The 16,948-nt window shown below is 58.5% G+C and carries 14 protein-coding genes and 3 tRNA genes; 2 read left to right on the forward strand and 15 right to left on the reverse strand.

Annotated features, from left to right (window positions below; translation table 11 throughout):
- Nucleotides 1–401 precede the first annotated feature (401 nt).
- Together ACFVHU_RS12710 and ACFVHU_RS12715 are read right to left on the reverse strand one after the other, a co-directional pair.
- The gene (locus ACFVHU_RS12710; RefSeq protein WP_332594768.1) at nt 402–1,121 is read right to left on the reverse strand and encodes a rhomboid family intramembrane serine protease; all 720 of its coding nucleotides are present in this window, start codon (nt 1,119–1,121) and stop codon (nt 402–404) included.
- Between the two features lie 237 nt (nt 1,122–1,358).
- Nucleotides 1,359–1,904: a peptidylprolyl isomerase gene (locus ACFVHU_RS12715; protein ID WP_105658683.1), complete on the reverse strand. Its 546-nt coding sequence runs from the start codon at nt 1,902–1,904 to the stop codon at nt 1,359–1,361.
- A gap of 171 nt (nt 1,905–2,075) precedes the next feature.
- Here ACFVHU_RS12715 and ACFVHU_RS12720 point away from each other — a divergent pair, with 171 nt between their 5' ends.
- Nucleotides 2,076–2,282, forward strand: a complete 207-nt coding sequence (locus ACFVHU_RS12720; RefSeq protein ID WP_105658684.1) for a hypothetical protein — start codon at nt 2,076–2,078, stop codon at nt 2,280–2,282.
- Between the two features lie 6 nt (nt 2,283–2,288).
- On the opposite strand, the gene ACFVHU_RS12725 is transcribed toward ACFVHU_RS12720, so the two are convergent.
- Nucleotides 2,289–3,155: a DMT family transporter gene (locus tag ACFVHU_RS12725; protein WP_105658702.1), complete on the reverse strand. Its 867-nt coding sequence runs from the start codon at nt 3,153–3,155 to the stop codon at nt 2,289–2,291.
- A 129-nt stretch (nt 3,156–3,284) separates the two neighbouring features.
- Complete coding sequence (locus tag ACFVHU_RS12730) at nt 3,285–4,256, reverse strand: bile acid:sodium symporter family protein (RefSeq protein WP_332726979.1); 972 nt, start codon at nt 4,254–4,256, stop codon at nt 3,285–3,287.
- A 109-nt stretch (nt 4,257–4,365) separates the two neighbouring features.
- Between ACFVHU_RS12730 and ACFVHU_RS12735 the strand changes: the two genes are divergently transcribed.
- Nucleotides 4,366–5,508 (forward strand): glycosyltransferase family 1 protein, encoded by a 1,143-nt coding sequence (locus ACFVHU_RS12735; RefSeq protein ID WP_332502889.1) that lies wholly within the window; start codon nt 4,366–4,368, stop codon nt 5,506–5,508.
- Between the two features lie 67 nt (nt 5,509–5,575).
- Here the strand turns inward: ACFVHU_RS12735 and ACFVHU_RS12740 are convergent.
- The 11 genes from ACFVHU_RS12740 to dnaA all read right to left on the reverse strand — a co-directional run bounded on the left by ACFVHU_RS12740 (nt 5,576) and on the right by dnaA (nt 16,610).
- Nucleotides 5,576–5,648: transfer RNA gene (locus tag ACFVHU_RS12740), tRNA-Ala, on the reverse strand.
- 95 nt (nt 5,649–5,743) lie between these two features.
- A tRNA-Ala gene (locus tag ACFVHU_RS12745) sits at nt 5,744–5,816 on the reverse strand.
- Between the two features lie 7 nt (nt 5,817–5,823).
- Nucleotides 5,824–5,943, reverse strand: coding sequence for a DLW-39 family protein (locus tag ACFVHU_RS12750; RefSeq protein WP_219844366.1), 120 nt, complete (start codon nt 5,941–5,943; stop codon nt 5,824–5,826).
- A 31-nt stretch (nt 5,944–5,974) separates the two neighbouring features.
- A tRNA-Ile gene (locus ACFVHU_RS12755) sits at nt 5,975–6,048 on the reverse strand.
- 122 nt (nt 6,049–6,170) lie between these two features.
- Complete coding sequence (locus ACFVHU_RS12760; RefSeq protein ID WP_105658687.1) at nt 6,171–6,779, reverse strand: DUF3566 domain-containing protein; 609 nt, start codon at nt 6,777–6,779, stop codon at nt 6,171–6,173.
- Nucleotides 6,776–9,403, reverse strand: a complete 2,628-nt coding sequence (gyrA, locus tag ACFVHU_RS12765; protein WP_105658688.1) for a DNA gyrase subunit A — start codon at nt 9,401–9,403, stop codon at nt 6,776–6,778. Before gyrA ends, ACFVHU_RS12760 begins: the two co-directional genes overlap by 4 nt.
- A 58-nt stretch (nt 9,404–9,461) precedes the next feature.
- Nucleotides 9,462–11,465 carry a DNA topoisomerase (ATP-hydrolyzing) subunit B gene (gene gyrB / locus ACFVHU_RS12770; RefSeq protein ID WP_219844139.1) on the reverse strand — a complete coding sequence of 668 codons (2,004 nt, stop codon included), beginning with the start codon at nt 11,463–11,465 and terminating at the stop codon, nt 9,462–9,464.
- Between the two features lie 343 nt (nt 11,466–11,808).
- On the reverse strand, nt 11,809–12,366 hold the full coding sequence (locus tag ACFVHU_RS12775; protein WP_105658690.1) for a DUF721 domain-containing protein: 558 nt from the start codon (nt 12,364–12,366) through the stop codon (nt 11,809–11,811).
- The gene (recF, locus tag ACFVHU_RS12780; RefSeq protein ID WP_388024919.1) at nt 12,359–13,522 is read right to left on the reverse strand and encodes a DNA replication/repair protein RecF; all 1,164 of its coding nucleotides are present in this window, start codon (nt 13,520–13,522) and stop codon (nt 12,359–12,361) included. The genes ACFVHU_RS12775 and recF overlap by 8 nt, the downstream gene beginning before the upstream one ends.
- Nucleotides 13,523–13,580: 58 nt before the next feature.
- Entirely contained in the window at nt 13,581–14,708 is a 1,128-nt protein-coding gene (dnaN, locus tag ACFVHU_RS12785; protein WP_388024720.1) for a DNA polymerase III subunit beta, read from the reverse strand.
- Nucleotides 14,709–15,173: 465 nt separating this feature from the next.
- A complete protein-coding gene (gene dnaA / locus ACFVHU_RS12790) occupies nt 15,174–16,610 on the reverse strand; it encodes a chromosomal replication initiator protein DnaA (RefSeq protein ID WP_105658693.1) in 1,437 nt (478 codons plus the stop codon).
- Nucleotides 16,611–16,948 lie beyond the last annotated feature (338 nt).

Genomic DNA, 16,948 nt, shown 5'->3' on the forward strand with positions numbered 1-16,948 from the left:
GAGAACTTGGGTAGAGTTCACAATTTTTCGGATAAAGTACAGGTCAACGGGGATATTGGAAACTGAAATGACATGCTTGTAAGTTATTAACACTGTGGATTCCGGCTGTGGATAAGGCGTGATTCCGCTTATTGAACCGTGATTCTCATGATTCGTTTAAACTTTCGAACCCGAAGTTATTAACAGTCGGTGGATTCGTATATGCACTATCTACAGGGGTTGTTAAAAAGTTATCCACAACTGGGGACAAGGTTGTGAGTATTGGGTACTCCAAGGCGAATATCCCTGATATCACGGGGTCTTGGGGCTGTTAATAACCACTAGGCCTCGAGAGTTACACGCTTGTAAGTTATTAACAGTGTGGATAAGCAGTGTGGATAACTGCATTGCTTCTTTTCGAACTATCCCAAGGGCCACTTCACTGCTTCCGTGGAGAGGTAAAGGGCTGCCAGCAACGCAATCGACAAGGCCGTGAGTAAAAGTATCTGGGTACGCGCACGCTGTGGATTACTTCGCGGGATCAGCACAATGCAGCAGGCTGCGAGGATACCCAATATCGCTCCGCCCAGATGCCCCTGCCACGAAATACTGGGAATAACGAAGCCGAGAACGACATTCAGCGCCAGGATAATTCCCATGGAGCGAAGTGCCTGCTTGTTGGAACGGAACACTACGAAAGTTGCGAGGAACAAGCCTGCCAGTGCGCCCGAAGCGCCGAGCGTGGCGCTGATCGGGTTGCTCAGCAGGAGAACGCCCAGTGAACCGCCAAAAGCGCTGAGCAGGTATAGCCAGGTGAAGCGCAGCCGTCCCATCCTTGGTTCGAGCATGGTGCCGAAGATGTAGACGCCGTACATGTTCATGGCAAGGTGCAAGAAGGAGCTCGTGGAGTGGGCAAAGGCGCTGGTGATCAGGCGCCATGGCTCATAGGCGGCCAGAGCCGGCGCAAGTACAAGCTGATTGGTGAATCCAGGGATGATCCACTGCAGCAGATACACCAGCACGTTCAGGCCGATGAAAGTGTAGGTGATAACAGGAGCACCGGATCGAGCCCGGCCACCGAATTGGGTCTTCTGCCGCGGCAGGTTCTTATTGGCTTGCGCGACGCAGTCTACGCATTGCACACCTACAGGCGCAGAGACCTGGCACTGCGGGCAGACCGGACGTCCGCACCGGTGGCATGAAACATAGGACACCGTCTGCGGGTGTCGATAGCACGTCGGAGTTGCTTGGCCCTCTGGGAAAACCTGTCCAAAGGACATCAGTACCTGCCTTGAGTTGGGGGAGAAGGATTAAATACTCGAGGCCCCGACAATGCCGCTAGGGAATCGTCGGAGCCTCGGGTTGGTGCGCCTGTGTTGTTACAGGGTCTCGATGTCGACCGAGTTGATAACGACGTCTTCCAGTGGCTTGTCACGGCCATCGGTAGCAACGGCGTTCAGCGCGTCAACGATCTTGCGCGAGTCAGCGTCAAGGACTTCACCGAAGATGGTGTGCTTGCCCTGCAGCCAGGTGGTAGGAACGGTGGTGATGAAGAACTGCGAACCGTTGGTTCCACGGCCCATGCGGATGCCCGCGTTGGCCATGGCCAGCTTGTAAGGCTCGTTGAAGTTCAGTTCTGGGTGGATCTCATCATCGAACTGGTAGCCTGGGCCGCCGAAGCCCTGGCCCAGTGGGTCGCCACCCTGAATCATGAAATCAGAAATGATGCGGTGGAAGATGGTTCCGCTGTACAGCGGGGTGTTGGTCTTCTTGTCACCGGATTCTGGGTGTACCCACTCCTGCTCACCGGTCGAGAGGCCAACGAAGTTCTTTACGGTCTTTGGTGCGTGGTTGCCGAAGAGATCGACAACGATATCGCCCAAAGTAGTGTGAATCGTGGCTTTATGAGTTGCGTTTGCGGTCATGCCTTCATTCTTCCATGATCTATGCTCGACCCGCTAAATACTGACGTACGCGTTGAGAGAAAATTTGGACCATTCTTAGGTTGCTTGTCCGATACTGCTGGCCACTGGGCATAGAACTGCCTAGTCTTGAACTGTCGGTTAGCGTGAATTTTTTCGGATCGGGAGCAATGCATGAGCAAGAAGAGCAAAGCAGGAAAAGTACTAGCCGTTGGCTTGATTGCGGGACTTGTCGCAGTGCTGGTAGCCGTGTGGAAGGCCTCGAAACCAATTGAGGATCCATGGGAAAACGAACCACTTCCTGCACAACCGCACGAGCCTGTTGAATCGCGTGAAGCCAGCGTGGAAGAAATCCGCGAAATCCTCGAAGATGACAAATAAAGCCGTCTAGGCTGCTTTTGGTTGGGCTTGCCCTCGAATCACGAGGGCAAGCCCAACAAGTATCACGGCCAACCCGGCATAGGTAGCGATAGGAACTACCTGCCCCAAGAACATTGCCGCTAGGATTGCCGCGCCAGGAATCTCGAGCAGAATCAGCGTCGAGACCGTGAGCGGACCGAGCACGCTGAGCAAATGATTCATGGCGGTATGGCCAAAGATCTGCGCGCAAAGCGTCAGCAGAATGATCGCCATCCATCCTCGGGCGTCGAAACCCCAAATCGGCGTTCCAGTCAGGAAACACAGGATTAGCAGCACTGCGGCGGTAATGGCATAGCAGCTCGAGGCATACGTTGTAGTTCCCAAGGTCCTGCGAGCCACGGATCCGGCCAGCGTGTACACAGCGGCCAAGACGCCACCGGCTAGTGCCAAGAGGTCGCCAATGATGGCATCACGTCCCAGCCCCATGTCGAATCCCGTGATGATGATTGCACCAAGCAGCGCAATGCCCATGCCAAGGAAAACCTGCGTTCGATATTTGGTTCCGCGAAGAACCTGGTAAATCGCGATCCAGACACCTTGGATGCACACCAGTGCCGTTCCAGCAGCCACGCTGGTTAGTCGCATCGAATACATGAAGCACACGAAATGCAGTGCGAGAGCTACACCTGCTACCCCGGTGAAGAACCATTCTCGCCCGGTCATCTGCAGATAAGCTTTGGAGTTCTTTCGCAGTGCCGGTGCGCTGAGCGCGGCCGCCGCAGCTCCATTGCGCCAAAAGGCCATGGAGAGAACCGGGACACCAGGGAAGGCGGCAATAATGGGGCCAGATGCCGAAATCCCGAGAATTCCGACCAAGGCAAGCAAGATGGTCACCAACCAAGATTACAGTTTCCCAGCGCATGGGCTTCATTCGAACTTGGAACGTGCCGGATCCGGCGAATACTTGGACAGATCAAGATATTCTTATGACGGAATACTTTTATCCGCGCCCGCCCTCTCGAGCTATTTAGCGTCTTTTCTCCGCCAATAAGCTGCGATCAATGCGCCGGACAAGTTATGCCAAACAGAGAATACGGCACCTGGCAGAGCGGCTTCAGGCGAGAAGTATTGCTTCGCTAGCCCACCGGCGAGGCCTGAATTCTGCATCCCGACTTCGATGGCGATTGTTCGCCGGGAAGCTTCGGGAACGCGCAACAGGACACCCATTGCATACCCCAAAGCCAGGCCCAGGGCATTATGCAAAATGACCGCAACCAGGACCAGCAGGCCAGCAGTCAAAATCGTCTGTGCACTGCCCGCGACGATGACCGTCACCACGAAGGTGATGGCTAGTACCGACAGCCATGGCAGCACACCACCGATCTTCGCCACGAACTGGTTGAACAGCATGCGCAGGACGATGCCTAGGACCACAGGGATCAGTACGATCTTGATGACGCTGACGGCCATGGATCCAGCATCGACTGGCATGTACTGGCCAGCCAGCCACAAGGCCAGCGCCGGGGTCAGCAGCGGTGCGAGCAAGGTCGACACGGAAGTCATGGCAACGGACAGGGCGACGTTGCCTCGAGCCAGGTAGGAAACCACATTCGATGCCGTGCCTCCTGGTGCGCAGCCAACCAGGATCAGGCCGGCGGCCAAGGCAGGTTCAAGCTGCAGCAGCGTGGCGACCAGCCAGCCCATGGATGGCATCAGGATGAACTGCGCTGCGACACCGCCGAGCACCGGCAACGGGTTCTTGAACACCAGGGCGAAGTCTGGCAAGGTCAGCGTCAGCCCCATGCAGAACATGATCACCATCAGCAGGGGATTTATCCATCCGGAAAACCCCACGAACGCTTGGGGAACGAGCATTCCGCACAGTCCGCCCAGCAAAATCAGCACAGGGAAGAGCAGTACCGCGATGCGGGAGTCTTTTTCGTTCTTGTTGGCATTTGCCGCCGCAGCGGAAGGGCTGGACTGTTCATAGGGCACCTAGGTATTTTGCCACTAAAGAGTTGCGGCCACAACGAGACAACTGAAGTTAATCCACTACCCTTGTCATATTCACTTGCGTGTAATTGACGAAAAGCATGCTGAAGATGTGAAGGTAGCAATCGTCGCTGAATCGTTCCTTCCCCATTTCAATGGGGTCACCAACTCAATCCTCAAGACGCTGGATCACCTCAGGCAGACTGGCCAGGAGGCCGTGGTCATTACCCCTGCAGGCTCGCTGGCAGGGGAGCTGTCGGGCCATGGCGTGCCAAAGCTCTATCAGGGCTTCAAGATCCTCACAGTTCCGTCGATGCCTTTGGCAAGCTATCCCGAGGTTCGGGTCGCTACCACCAGTGTGGCGCGCCTGCGCAAGATGCTGGCTCGAGAGCGCGTCGACGTAGTTCATCTGGCTAGCCCGTTCATCCTTGGATGGCAGGCTCTGCGCGCTGCACAGGAACTCGAATTGCCCACCGTGGCGCTGTATCAGACCGAGGTTCCCAGCTACGCGGCACGCTACAAAATGCCGTGGCTGACGCAGAGGCTCTGGGAGCACGTCAGAGCGATCCACACGGGTGCGGACCTCACTCTGGTTCCAAGCACGTTTTCCTACCACCAGCTCGAATCTCTGGGCGTTCCGCGGCTTGCCATTTCAGGCAGGGGAGTAGATACAGCGCAGTTCACGCCAAGACGGCGAAGCGAGCAGTTCAGGCAGGCGGTTGCCCCGAATGACGAGGTAGTCATTGGCTACGTCGGCCGGCTGGCAGCAGAGAAGCAGGTCGCGGACCTGCAGGCCCTGGCGAGTCTTGAGAATACTCGGCTGGTGATCGTCGGTTCCGGCCCACTCGAGGACGAACTGCGCAGCCTTTTGCCCAACGCCCACTTCACCGGTTTCCTTTCCGGGGAACGCTTGGCCGAGGTCATGGCTTCGATGGACATCTTTGTGCATCCTGGCGCCTCAGAGACCTTTTGCCAGACCATTCAGGAAGCCATGGCCTGTGGTGTGCCTGTCGTGGCCGTAGGCCGTGGGGGACCGCTGGATCTGGTGGATTCCTCGCGCACGGGCTGGCTCTATCAGCCAGGAAACCTTAGTGAGCTGCGCAGTCGGGTCAGCGACTTGGCCTATGACGATGCGAAACGGCTGGCTTTTGCCAGCGCTGCGCTTAGCAGTGTCCAGGATCGGTCCTGGCACAGCATTGGCGAGCAGCTTATTGGACACTATGAGCATGTCCGGATGGCCCGGATCCGGCACTAGCGAAATAGAATTTTCTTCTGGATACGCAAAAGGCGGAAAGTTTTCACTTTCCGCCTTTTGGCAAATGTGGAGCCTAGGAGAATCGAACTCCTGACATTCTGCTTGCAAAGCAGACGCTCTACCAACTGAGCTAAGGCCCCGTATTCAATTTTGAAGTTTCCACTCCAAGACCAATCCAACCGGATCAATCAAAAAGAATTAGCGGAAAGTTTTCACTTTCCGCCACTTTCTTTTGTGGAGCCTAGGAGAATCGAACTCCTGACATTCTGCTTGCAAAGCAGACGCTCTACCAACTGAGCTAAGGCCCCAAAAGCTTTAGGAAACTTTATCGGCTACCTGATGCCAGGTTTCCTTCGTTTCCGACGAAGCCTTCGCTTTCTTGACCAAGACTACTGCAGCAGCCGCGATCGATGCGAGAACCAGGAACTTTTTCATTACTCCCTCTTTCTCTCCAGCAAGGTTTCCGTGGGCGTACCAAGACTTGAACTTGGGACCTCTTCGTTATCAGCGAAGCGCTCTAACCGCCTGAGCTATACGCCCTTGCTTTTGTTTTTGTTCCCTTCGGAACGAAATAAAACTTTACCGGTGTTCTCCCAAAGATACAAATCGAGCCCGGGTGTCATGCATCACAGCATGAATCCCGGGCTCGACTTGGGGTGTTCCTAGTCGTCGGTGAGGGTCACTCCGGCTCCGCCGACCAGTGAAGCAGCAATGTTGTACAGCACCGCGCCAAGCATGGAGACCACGGAAATTACCACTACGTTCACCACTGCGATGATCGTCGCGTAGGAAGCCACCTGGCCCAGCGACATGGTGTCGCGCAGGTCGAAGTTGCCGTCGGCGCCAATGGCCTCGCGCATCAGCTGGTTGAACGCATCAAAGGTTCCGGTCAGATCCAAGACAGCCCAGATGCCCACGGCGGCAACCACGGTGATCACACCGAAAGCTACCGAGAGCAGGAAGGCCAGCTTCAGAACCGAGAAGGGCTCCACCTTGGAAACCAGCAGGCGGGCCTTGCGGACCTTCGCCTTGGGCGCTGGACGAACCAGGCGATCCTGGCCATTGGCCGGACGCTGCTGGCTGGTTGGGCGCTGCGGCGCTCCTGTCGGGCGCTGGCCCGCTGGACGTGCCTGGCCTGCTGCTGGTCGTGCGCCGGCGCTAGCCGGACGGGCGCCAGTACCGGTCGGAGCTGGACGCTTTACCTGGGTAGGTCGCGGCGCTGCGCTCTTCGGGGCACCGCCGCTGGGGCGTGGCGTCGAGGGCGTGCTCATGCGTTACCTCCGTTAGTGTTGTCATCATTTTCCGCGCCGGATTCGTTTTCTGGCACAGCCGATGACTCATCGATCGTGTTTTCTGCGTCCAACGTTACGGCATCTTCCTCCAAGTTCTCTTCGAGCTCAGTCTCAGAGTTCTTGGCAACCGCAAGGATCCGGTCCTTCTTGTCCGGCTTGGCGAAGATGACGCCCATCGTGTCGCGGCCCTTGGAAGGAACCTGCGAAACGGCCGAGCGGACCACCTTGCCCGAGCCCATCACCACCAAGACCTCATCGGTCTCGTCGACGATCAGCGCGCCAACCAGCTCACCGCGTTCCTCGTTGAGCTTGGCCACCTTAATGCCCAAACCACCGCGGGATTGCACACGGTATTCCTCGACGGTGGTGCGCTTGGCGTAGCCCTCGTTGGTCACGGTGAAGACGTAGGAGCCTTCGCGGACCACGTCGGCTGCCAGCAGTTCATCGTCTTCGCGGAACTTCATACCGGTCACGCCCGAGGTTGCACGGCCCATGGGGCGCAGCGCGGTATCGGTGGCGGTGAAGCGGACCGACTGGCCCTTGCGTGAGACGAGCATCACGTCATCGGATTCGCTGACCAGCTGCGCGGAGACCAGTTCATCGTCCTCGCGCAGGTTGATCGCGATCACGCCGGCGGTGCGGTTGGTGTCGTAATCCTCCAGGCGGGTCTTCTTGACCAAGCCGTTGCGGGTAGCCAGCATCAGGTAGGCCGCATCCTGGTAGGTGCGCAGGTCCAGCACCTGGGCAATGTGCTCGTCCGGCTGGAAGGCCATCACGTTGGCTACGTGCTGGCCCTTGGCATCGCGGCCGGCCTCGGCCAGCTCGTAGCACTTGGTGCGGTAAACCCGGCCGTGGTTGGTGAAGAACAGCAGCCAGTTGTGGGTCGAGGTGACGAAGAAGTGCTCCACCACGTCGTCCCCGCGCAGGTTCGCGCCCTTGATGCCCTTGCCGCCACGTGCCTGCGAACGGTAGTTGTCGATGCGGGTGCGCTTGACGTAGCCGCCGCGGGTGATGGTGACGACCATTTCCTCTTCGGGAATCAGGTCTTCGACGCTCATGTCGCCGTCGTAGCCCATCAGCACCTTGGTACGGCGCTCGTCCCCGTGCTTGTCGACGATTTCCTGCAGTTCTTCGGAGACGATCTGGCGCTGGCGTGCCGGATCGGCGATGATCGCCTGGAATTCGGCGATCATGCGCTCGAGCTCGGCATGGCGATCCTGGATCTTCTGGCGCTCGAGGGCGGCCAGGCGGCGCAGCTGCATGTCGAGGATGGCGCGGGACTGCGCCTCGTCGATGTCCAGCAGCTCCATCAGCCCGTCGCGCGCCGCCTCGGTGGTAGCCGAGCGGCGAATCAGGGCGATGACCTCGTCCAGGGCATCCAGGGCCTTGAGCAGGCCGCGCAGGATGTGGGCTTCTTCCTCGGCCTTCTTCAGGCGGTATTCAGTACGGCGGACGATCACTTCGATCTGGTGGGTGACCCAGTGGCGGATGAATCCATCCAGCGGCAGGGTGCGCGGCACCCCGTCGACGATCGCGAGCATGTTGGCCGAGAAGTTGGACTGCAGCTCGGTGTGCTTGTACAGGTTGTTCAGCACTACCTTGGCCACGGCATCGCGCTTGAGCACGATGACCAGGCGCTGGCCGGTGCGGCCCGAGGTCTCGTCGCGCATGTCGGCGATGCCGGCGATCTTGCCGTCGCGGACCAGTTCGGCGATCTTCACCGCGAGGTTATCCGGGTTGGCCATGTACGGCAGTTCGGTGACCACCAGGCAGGTGCGTCCCTGGATTTCCTCCACGTTGACCACTGCGCGCATGGTGATCGAGCCGCGGCCGGTGCGGTAGGCATCGGCGATGCCCTTGGTGCCCAGGATCATGGCGCCGGATGGGAAGTCCGGGCCCTTCACGCGCAGCATCAGCTCGGCGAGCAGCTCCTCGCGCGAAACTTCCGGGTTCTTCAAGTACCACTGCACGCCCTCGGCGACTTCGCGCAGGTTGTGCGGCGGGATGTTGGTGGCCATGCCCACGGCGATGCCGGAGGAGCCGTTGACCAAAAGGTTGGGGAAACGCGCCGGAAGAACCGTTGGTTCCTGGTTCTTGCCGTCGTAGTTGTCCTGGAAATCAACGGTGTTCTCGTTGATGTCGCGGACCATTTCCATGGCCAGCGGGGCCATCTTGGTTTCGGTGTAACGCTGGGCGGCGGCGCCGTCGTTGCCCGGGGAGCCGAAGTTGCCCTGGCCCAGGGCCAGCGGGTAGCGCATGACCCAGTCCTGGATCAGGCGGACCAGCGCATCGTAGATCGCGGTGTCGCCGTGCGGGTGGTACTGGCCCATGACTTCGCCGACCACGCGGGCGCACTTGTTGTACGAGCGCTCAGGGCGGTAGCCGCCGTCGTACATTGCGTACAGCACGCGGCGGTGCACCGGCTTCAGGCCATCGCGCACATCCGGCAGCGCGCGGCCGACAATAACGGCCATGGCGTAGTCGAGGTACGAACGCTGCATTTCGGTCTGCAGGTCGATCTGGTCGATGCGACCGCCTTCTGGGACCGGCTCGATGATCTCGCCGTCCATTGGTGCGTTCTCAGGGGTTTGCTCGTCGCTCAATTTCTTCCCTTACAAGTCAAAAAAGTCTTCGGTGGATATCTGTGGTGGCGGCGGCCGGCTAGATATCCAGGAAGCGCACGTCCTTGGCGTTCTGCTGGATGAAGTTACGGCGGGACTCGACGTCCTCGCCCATCAGCACGGAGAACACCTCGTCCGCGGCGGCCGCGTCATCCATGGTGACCTGGCGCAGCGTACGGTGCTCCGGATCCATGGTGGTGTCCCACAGTTCCGAGTAGTCCATCTCGCCCAGGCCCTTGTAGCGCTGGATGCCGTTGTCCTTGGGCAGGCGCTTGTTGGCGGCCTGGCCGGCAAGCAGCTCCTGGTCGCGTTCCTTGTCGGTGAACACGTAGTCATGCGGCGCATTGGACCACTTGATGCGGTACAGCGGCGGGGCTGCCAGGTAGACGTAGCCGTGCTCGATCAGCGGGCGCATGAAGCGGAAGATCAAGGTCAGCAGCAGCGTGGTGATGTGCTGGCCGTCCACGTCGGCATCGGCCATCAGCACGATCTTGTGGTAGCGCAGCTTGGCCATGTCGAACTCTTCGCCGATGCCGGTGCCGAAGGCGGTGATCATCGCCTGCACTTCGGCATTGCCCAGCGCGCGGTCCAGGCGGGCACGTTCCACGTTCAGGATCTTGCCGCGCAGCGGCAGGATGGCCTGGGTGTGCGGGTCGCGTCCGCGCTTGGCGGAGCCGCCTGCGGAGTCGCCCTCCACGATGAACACTTCGCACTCGGCAGGGTTCTTCGAGGAGCAGTCCGAGAGCTTGCCCGGCATGCCGAAGGATTCCATCGGCGACTTGCGGCGGGCGTTGTCGCGGGCCTTGCGGGCGGCCATGCGGGCCTGCGAAGCCAGTTGGGCCTTGCGGATGATGTCGCGGGCCACGTTCGGGTTGCGCTCGAACCAGTCGCCCAGTTCCTCGTTGACCACGCCCTGGACGAAGCCTCGGGCCATCGAGTTGCCCAGCTTGGTCTTGGTCTGGCCCTCGAACTGGGGCTCGGAGAGCTTGACCGAAATCACGGCGGTCAACCCTTCGCGGGCGTCCTCGCCGGTGAGGTTGTCGTCCTTTTCGCGCAGGATCTTGTTATCGCGTGCGTAGCGGTTGAGCAGGCCGGTCAGGGCCGCGCGGAAGCCCTCTTCGTGGGTGCCGCCTTCATGGGTGTTGATGGTGTTCGCGTAGGTGTGCACGGATTCGGCGTAGGCGCTGGTCCACTGCATCGCGATTTCCAGGCTGATGCCGCGGGCAGCATCTTCGGATTCGAAGGCAATGACCTCGTCGTGGACCAGTTCGATCTTCTTGGCGGCGTTCAGGTGCTTGACGTAGTCCAGCAGGCCGTCCTTGTACAGGTAGTCCACCGTGCGCGGCTTGACTACCTGGTTCTCGATTTCCTCCTCGACCTCGGCCTCGGGCTCTTCGTTGTCCTGCACTCGCTCATCGGTGAGGGTGATGCGCAGGCCCTTGTTCAGGAAGGCCATCTGCTGGAAACGGGCGCGAAGCGTCTCGAAATCGAATTCGGTGGTCTCGAAGATTTCCGGATCCGGGTAGAAGGTCTGGCTGGTGCCGGTCAGCTCGGTTTCTTCGCCCTTGGTCAGCTCCTGGACGGTGTGGCCGCCGTTGCCGAAGCCGATGCGCCACGCATGGCCCTGGCGACGCACGATGGTGTCGACCTTCTCGGACAGGGCGTTCACCACGGAGATGCCCACACCGTGCAGGCCGCCGGAGACCGCGTAGCCGCCGCCGCCGAACTTGCCGCCTGCGTGCAGGATGGTCATGACAACCTCTACGGTTGGCTTGCCCTCGGTTGGGTGGATGTCTACTGGGATGCCGCGGCCGTTATCTTCACAGCGCACGCCGCCATCGGCCTGCAGAGTGACGTTGATGGTGTCGCAGTAGCCAGCCAGCGCCTCATCGACGGAGTTGTCGACGACTTCGTAGACCAAGTGGTGCAGGCCTCGAGGGCCGGTGGAACCGATGTACATGCCCGGGCGTTTGCGTACCGCTTCGAGTCCTTCGAGGACGGTAATATCCTGGGCGCCGTAAGTGTGTTCGACTTTGGAAGTCATCGATTCCGCGGGGGCTTGGCTTTCAGCCGGTTCCTGCGGTGAAGCATTTTCGGTAGACACGGGTGCTACGAACTCCTCGGATTTGGCGCGCGATTGCCCGCTGCGATGGATTCAGCGCGTCAGGCAATCATGGTCTGGAGGGACACCGCCGCCGGGCAAGCCCGCAGCGGAGTCATTTCACTACCTCTAATTCTACCGCGTAGACCAAAATAAACGGTGACTTTGAGGCCTAAATCGCCCACCAAAAGCTGCTAATTGACGTTCTGAGGCAGTTGGGGCGATCAAGTGTGGGGGGATCCACCCTCCGGGTCCGTGAGTGCGCCATATGCCGTGCCAGCAATTTCTACCCGTAGGTGTCGCGTGGACCCCGGCCGGCCACCGAACGCATGCCATGGCGCCAGGAGGGAGCATTAGGCCCGAGCACCTTGATCACGGTGACGATCCCGGGACCCAACTCGGCATCGAATTTCTTCAGAATATCGTGGCTGAGCAGGCGCATTTGCGCAGCTCTCGCTGTTGTATCGCAGCGCATCACCACCACCGTGTCTTCAAAGGATTCCGGCTTGCAGTGCTTCGCGTTCTCCACGCCAATGATGTCGGGCCAGCGGCCGAGTACCGATCCGACCGCGACCTGGGTGTTCCAGCCGCGGGACTTGGACAAGCGGGAGACTACTTCGCCGATGGCGCGCGGATCGCGGATCGCCCCCTCGGCGGATTCCGGCTTTTCAGCGGCGAATCCGCGGCGGGCGGCTTTTCGCTTGCGCACTTTGTCCATGCGCGCCGCATCTATGCGCTTCTCGCCACGTTCTTCGGCGAGCTTCCGCATGCGGTTGAGCAGTGCTTTGGCCGCATCGATCTCTGGATCGAAGCGGTGTTCATCCCGTTCTGATGGCTCATGCATCGACAACCTGGCCAGGGGAGACCTGGAAGAAATGTCCCTTCAGTGCTTCTGGAACATCTTCGACAACGGCGGCGGTCACCAGAACCTGCTCGGCTCCGGCAACGATATGCGCCAAACGATCACGACGGGTGGTGTCCAGTTCGGCAAAGACATCATCAAGGATCAGGATGGGTCCGGAACCTGGGCGCGGATCGTCATCGCCGAAAACACGGTAGGCGGCAAGGCGCAGGGCCAGGGCAAAGGACCAGGTTTCCCCGTGCGAGGCATAGCCCTTGGCAGGGGTCGGTCCCAGGATCAGGGTCAGATCGTCCCGGTGCGGTCCAAAGAGCGAAATTCCGCGGTCGACTTCCCGACCGCGATTAACTTCAATGGCGTTCAGCAGCAGTTCCTGGATTTCTTCTTGGTCCAAGGACTCAAGATCCTCTGCCGGCAGGCTGTTTTCATCGAGTTCGCCCTCGAGCGAGGACCGGTAGACGGCGCGCGCTTCCTTCGCGCCATCGGCCAAATCCGCGTAGGCGGCCTGCATGTACGGGCGAATCAAGACCAGGACGTCAAGGCGTCCGCGGATCAATCGAGCGCCCGTCAAGGCCAACTGCAGATCCCAGGCCTTGAGGGTGTTTTCCTGCGAGGTGCTCAGCTTGGACTTGCCGCGGATGGATTTGAGCAGGGCATTGCGTTGCTTCACGATGCGGTCGTAGTCGTTCTTGGTGCCGGCTTCTACCGGGCGCAGGGCTACCAGGAGCTCGTCCAAGAACTTGCGGCGGTTGGACGGGTCGCCCTTGATCAGCGCCATGTCCTCCGGGGCGAAGAGCACGGTGCGCACCATGCCCAGGATCTCCCGAGCGCGAACCGGGTTGGCCCGGTTGATGCGGGCACGATTGATCTTGCCACTGGTGATTTCGACCTCGATCACTGTGGTTTGCGGGCCGCGATGCACGGTGCCGCGGATCAGCGCGCGCTCAGAACCGAAATGCAGCAAAGGGGCGTCATTGCTCACGCGATGCGAAGAGAGATTGGCCAAATAGCCAACGGACTCAACGATATTGGTTTTGCCGACGCCGTTGGGGCCGATCAGAACGTTGATCCCAGGGGCCAGGTGCACGTCGGCCTGCGCATACGAGCGGAAGCCCGTGAGTGAAAGCTGCGAGATATACACCGAGGTCCTGACAGAAAGAAGGTGGTGGATGGCTTTAGCCATCCACCACGAAATTGGCTTAGTTCGAGTTGGGCAACCGAACCGGCATCACGAGGTAGCGATACTGGTCCTGGTCATCCTCATCCAGCTTCTTCTGGCCGGTCAGCATAGCCGGCTTGGGCGCACTGGTGAAGGAGAAGCGCACGAAATCGGTATTGAAGGAGTTCAGGCCTTCGGACAAGAAGGTCGGGTTGAAGGCAACGACGATGTCTTCGCCGCGAAGAGACGCAACAATAGCTTCTTCAGCCTGCGCGTCTTCGCCGGTGCCAGCATCCAAGGTCAGCTGGCCATCGGTAAAAGCCATGCGAACTGGGGTATTGCGTTCGGCAACCACCGATACACGACGAACAGCTTCCATCAGCTCGCTGGTGCGAACGGTGGCATGGATTGGGGTGTCGCTTGGGAACAGCGAGCGGATCTTCGGGTATTCGCCATTGATCAGCAGCGAAGTGGTCCGGCGGTTGGAGCTTTCGAAGCCAACCATTTCTCCGTTCTCGCTCATTGCAAGCTTCAGCTCGCCAGAGCTCGAGAGAGTCTTGGCAACTTCGTTGAGGGTCTTGGCTTTGATCAGGAAGGAGGTCGAGATTTCTGCCTGGTTCGGAGTCCAATTGAGTTCACGCAGAGCCAGACGGTAGCGGTCCGTGGCCAAGAATGTGATCAGGTCATTTTCAATTTCAACCTTGATGCCGGTGAGAACTGGCAAGGTGTCGTCCTTGGACGCCGCAACGATAACCTGCGATACAGCTTCGGAGAATGCTAGGCCATCGATAGTGCCGGCGATAGCTGGAAGTTCAGGCAGGGTTGGGTATTCATCAACTGGCATGGTGGCCAGGTGGAATCGTGAACGGCCACAGGTCAGCGAGATCTTCGAGCCTTCGGTCTCCAAGGTGACCGTCGAGTTAGGCAGCGATCGGGTGATCTCAGCCAAGAGCTTGCCGGAAACCAAGATCGAACCCTGCTCAGAAATGTCCGCGGGAATCTCAATATGCGAGGAAATCTCATAGTCGAATCCCTCGAGCCGAACCAGGCCTTCATGGGTGGTGATAAGAATGCCAGCCAAAACAGGTGATGGTGGTCGCTGTGCCAGGGACCGGGCAGTCCAGGATACGGCGTCTGCCAATACATCCTTTTCAACGCTGAACTTCACGAAAAATCCGCCTTTCGGAACCCATAAGTCTTAAGTCAGGCCAAGAAGGTTGTTCCCTCGCCAAGTTCTTAAGCATAGAGCAGGTAATTGCACGTTTTATCCATCTAATCTTGCCACGCCCTGATAGCGCAACGTCTGCTCAATGAACGAAGTGTGGACGATGCAACAAAAAATTGTTCTGCACAGGATTTGGCTCGAGGGTGTGGAGTGGACTCGTTATTTGGATGATTAAGGGTTTAAAGGAGAAGTGTTAATAACCCTTGTGGATACTGTGGATAAGGCCTGTAACCCCAGACCCGCCCACGATTGTGCATGTGAACAATCTGTGGTTGAACATGAGACTCAGTTCCATCATCCTGTTGATACTCAGTTCCATGATTTTTAACGTCCACATGGTTTGCGCACTTATCCGCAGGTCGTCACCAAATCATCCACAGTCTTATCCACACCTGTGATTTCTCGCCGCTAGTGCTCCCGCTGGCTCTGCTTAATCCGGTTGGTTAGCTCGGTGACCTGATTAAAGATCGCTCGGCGCTCGGCCATGAGCTCACGGATCTTACGATCCGCGTGAATCACGGTGGTGTGGTCGCGGCCGCCAAGTTCTGCACCAATCTTCGGCAGCGACATGTCGGTAAGCTCACGCAGCAAGTACATGGCGATCTGGCGCGCGGTGACCAAAGTACGAGTTCGCGACTTGCTGTTCAGCTCATCAATACTCAGTCCGAAGTACTCTGCGGTCTGCTTGATGATGGTCGACGGCGTGATTTCCTGGGCCCCGTCTTCGCTGATCAAGTCCTTGAGCACGGTTTCGGCCAATGCAAGGTCCACGGGCTGGTTATTCAGCGACGCGAAAGCGGTGACACGGATCAAAGCACCTTCGAGTTCCCGGATATTCGTGGAAATACGCGAAGCAATGTACTCCATGACATCACTTGGAGCTGAAAGATTTTCAGCGTCGGCCTTCTTACGCAAAATCGCAATACGCGTCTCCAGCTCTGGTGGCTGAATATCGGTCAGCAGGCCCCACTCGAAGCGCGAACGCATGCGGTCTTCGAATCCCTGCAGCTGCTTGGGAGGCAGATCAGAGGTGATGACAACCTGCTTGTTGTGGTTGTGCAGCGCATTGAAGGTATGGAAGAACTCTTCCTGGGTAGCGTCCTTGTTGGCCAAGAACTGAATGTCGTCAATGAGCAGAATGTCGACATTGCGGTAAGTCTGCTTGAAACTTGCGCCCTCGTCGTCGCGGATCGAGTTGATGAAATCATTGGTGAACTCTTCGGAGTTCACGTAGCGCACGCGGATGCCCTTGTAGAGATGGCGTGCGTAGTGGCCAATGGCATGCAGCAAGTGAGTCTTGCCCAGACCTGAATCACCATAGATGAACAGCGGGTTGTAGGCCTTGGCCGGCGCTTCGGCAACAGCAACGGCTGCGGCGTGGGCAAAGCGGTTCGATGAGCCGATCACGAAGGTGTCGAAAATGTACTTCGGGTTCAGCCGGCCGAACTCCTGCGAATTCGATGGGGGAGTTGGCTGCGGTGCTGGCTGGGGGCGCGGACCAGGAGTCTCAACGACTGCTGGAGCTGACGGCGCGGCGGCTTTGGCTTCAGGCTCATCTTCTTCGAGCTCATCCGAGAGCGAGAGATCAACGCTGACGGCGCAACGGATCTCGTCCTGGAAGACTTCTCGCAGTGCTTCATCCAGCGGCTCGCGCAGCTGAGTCTGCAAAATATCGCGGGTGAGGTCATTGGGTACCGCAACTAAGAGCGTCGTACCGATTAGTCCCTGAGGTTTAGCCAGCGATACGAAGGCACGGTAACGCGCCTTGACGCGATCATCATCCTCGATCTTCCGGATGACTTGGCGCCAAGAGCTACCAATGCTATTGGTTTCGTCGCTGCTCACTAAGGGCGCCCCGCTTCCGTATAAATGCAATCTTGGTCACAAGAATCCTGTTTCCAGGCTTCTGAAACGTCGTTTTCTGGACCACGTCTGCATTGATTCTATCCATCATCCACACAGTTATGCACAGCTCCGTGGAAAAAGCGGATGTTATTACTGTGGAAAACGGGTTTTCCCTTGAAATCAAGCGTTTTTCGCTGCGAGATGACTAGCTGTTTTGCGGAAAACTGTGAATTTTCTTTCGTTATGCACAGCCTTAATCCACAAGTCTGGGGTAGATTATTCACAGGCCGACTCTCGAAGTAGGGAGCATGGGCAGAACTCGTGCGCCAATTTGACCT

It is taken from the genome of Glutamicibacter sp. NPDC127525, from assembly GCF_042672105.1.
Taxonomy (GTDB): domain Bacteria; phylum Actinomycetota; class Actinomycetes; order Actinomycetales; family Micrococcaceae; genus Glutamicibacter.

Bases quoted from the DNA above. Each gene is read 5' to 3' on its own strand.
- ACFVHU_RS12750 (WP_219844366.1), bottom strand. From the start codon at position 5,943: ATGAAAAAGTTCCTGGTTCTCGCATCGATCGCGGCTGCTGCAGTAGTC.
- ACFVHU_RS12775 (WP_105658690.1), bottom strand. From the start codon at position 12,366: ATGCATGAGCCATCAGAACGGGATGAACACCGCTTCGATCCAGAGATC.
- gyrB (WP_219844139.1), bottom strand. From the start codon at position 11,465: ATGACTTCCAAAGTCGAACACACTTACGGCGCCCAGGATATTACCGTC.
- ACFVHU_RS12715 (WP_105658683.1), bottom strand. From the start codon at position 1,904: ATGACCGCAAACGCAACTCATAAAGCCACGATTCACACTACTTTGGGC.
- ACFVHU_RS12760 (WP_105658687.1), bottom strand. From the start codon at position 6,779: ATGAGCACGCCCTCGACGCCACGCCCCAGCGGCGGTGCCCCGAAGAGC.
- ACFVHU_RS12720 (WP_105658684.1), top strand. From the start codon at position 2,076: ATGAGCAAGAAGAGCAAAGCAGGAAAAGTACTAGCCGTTGGCTTGATT.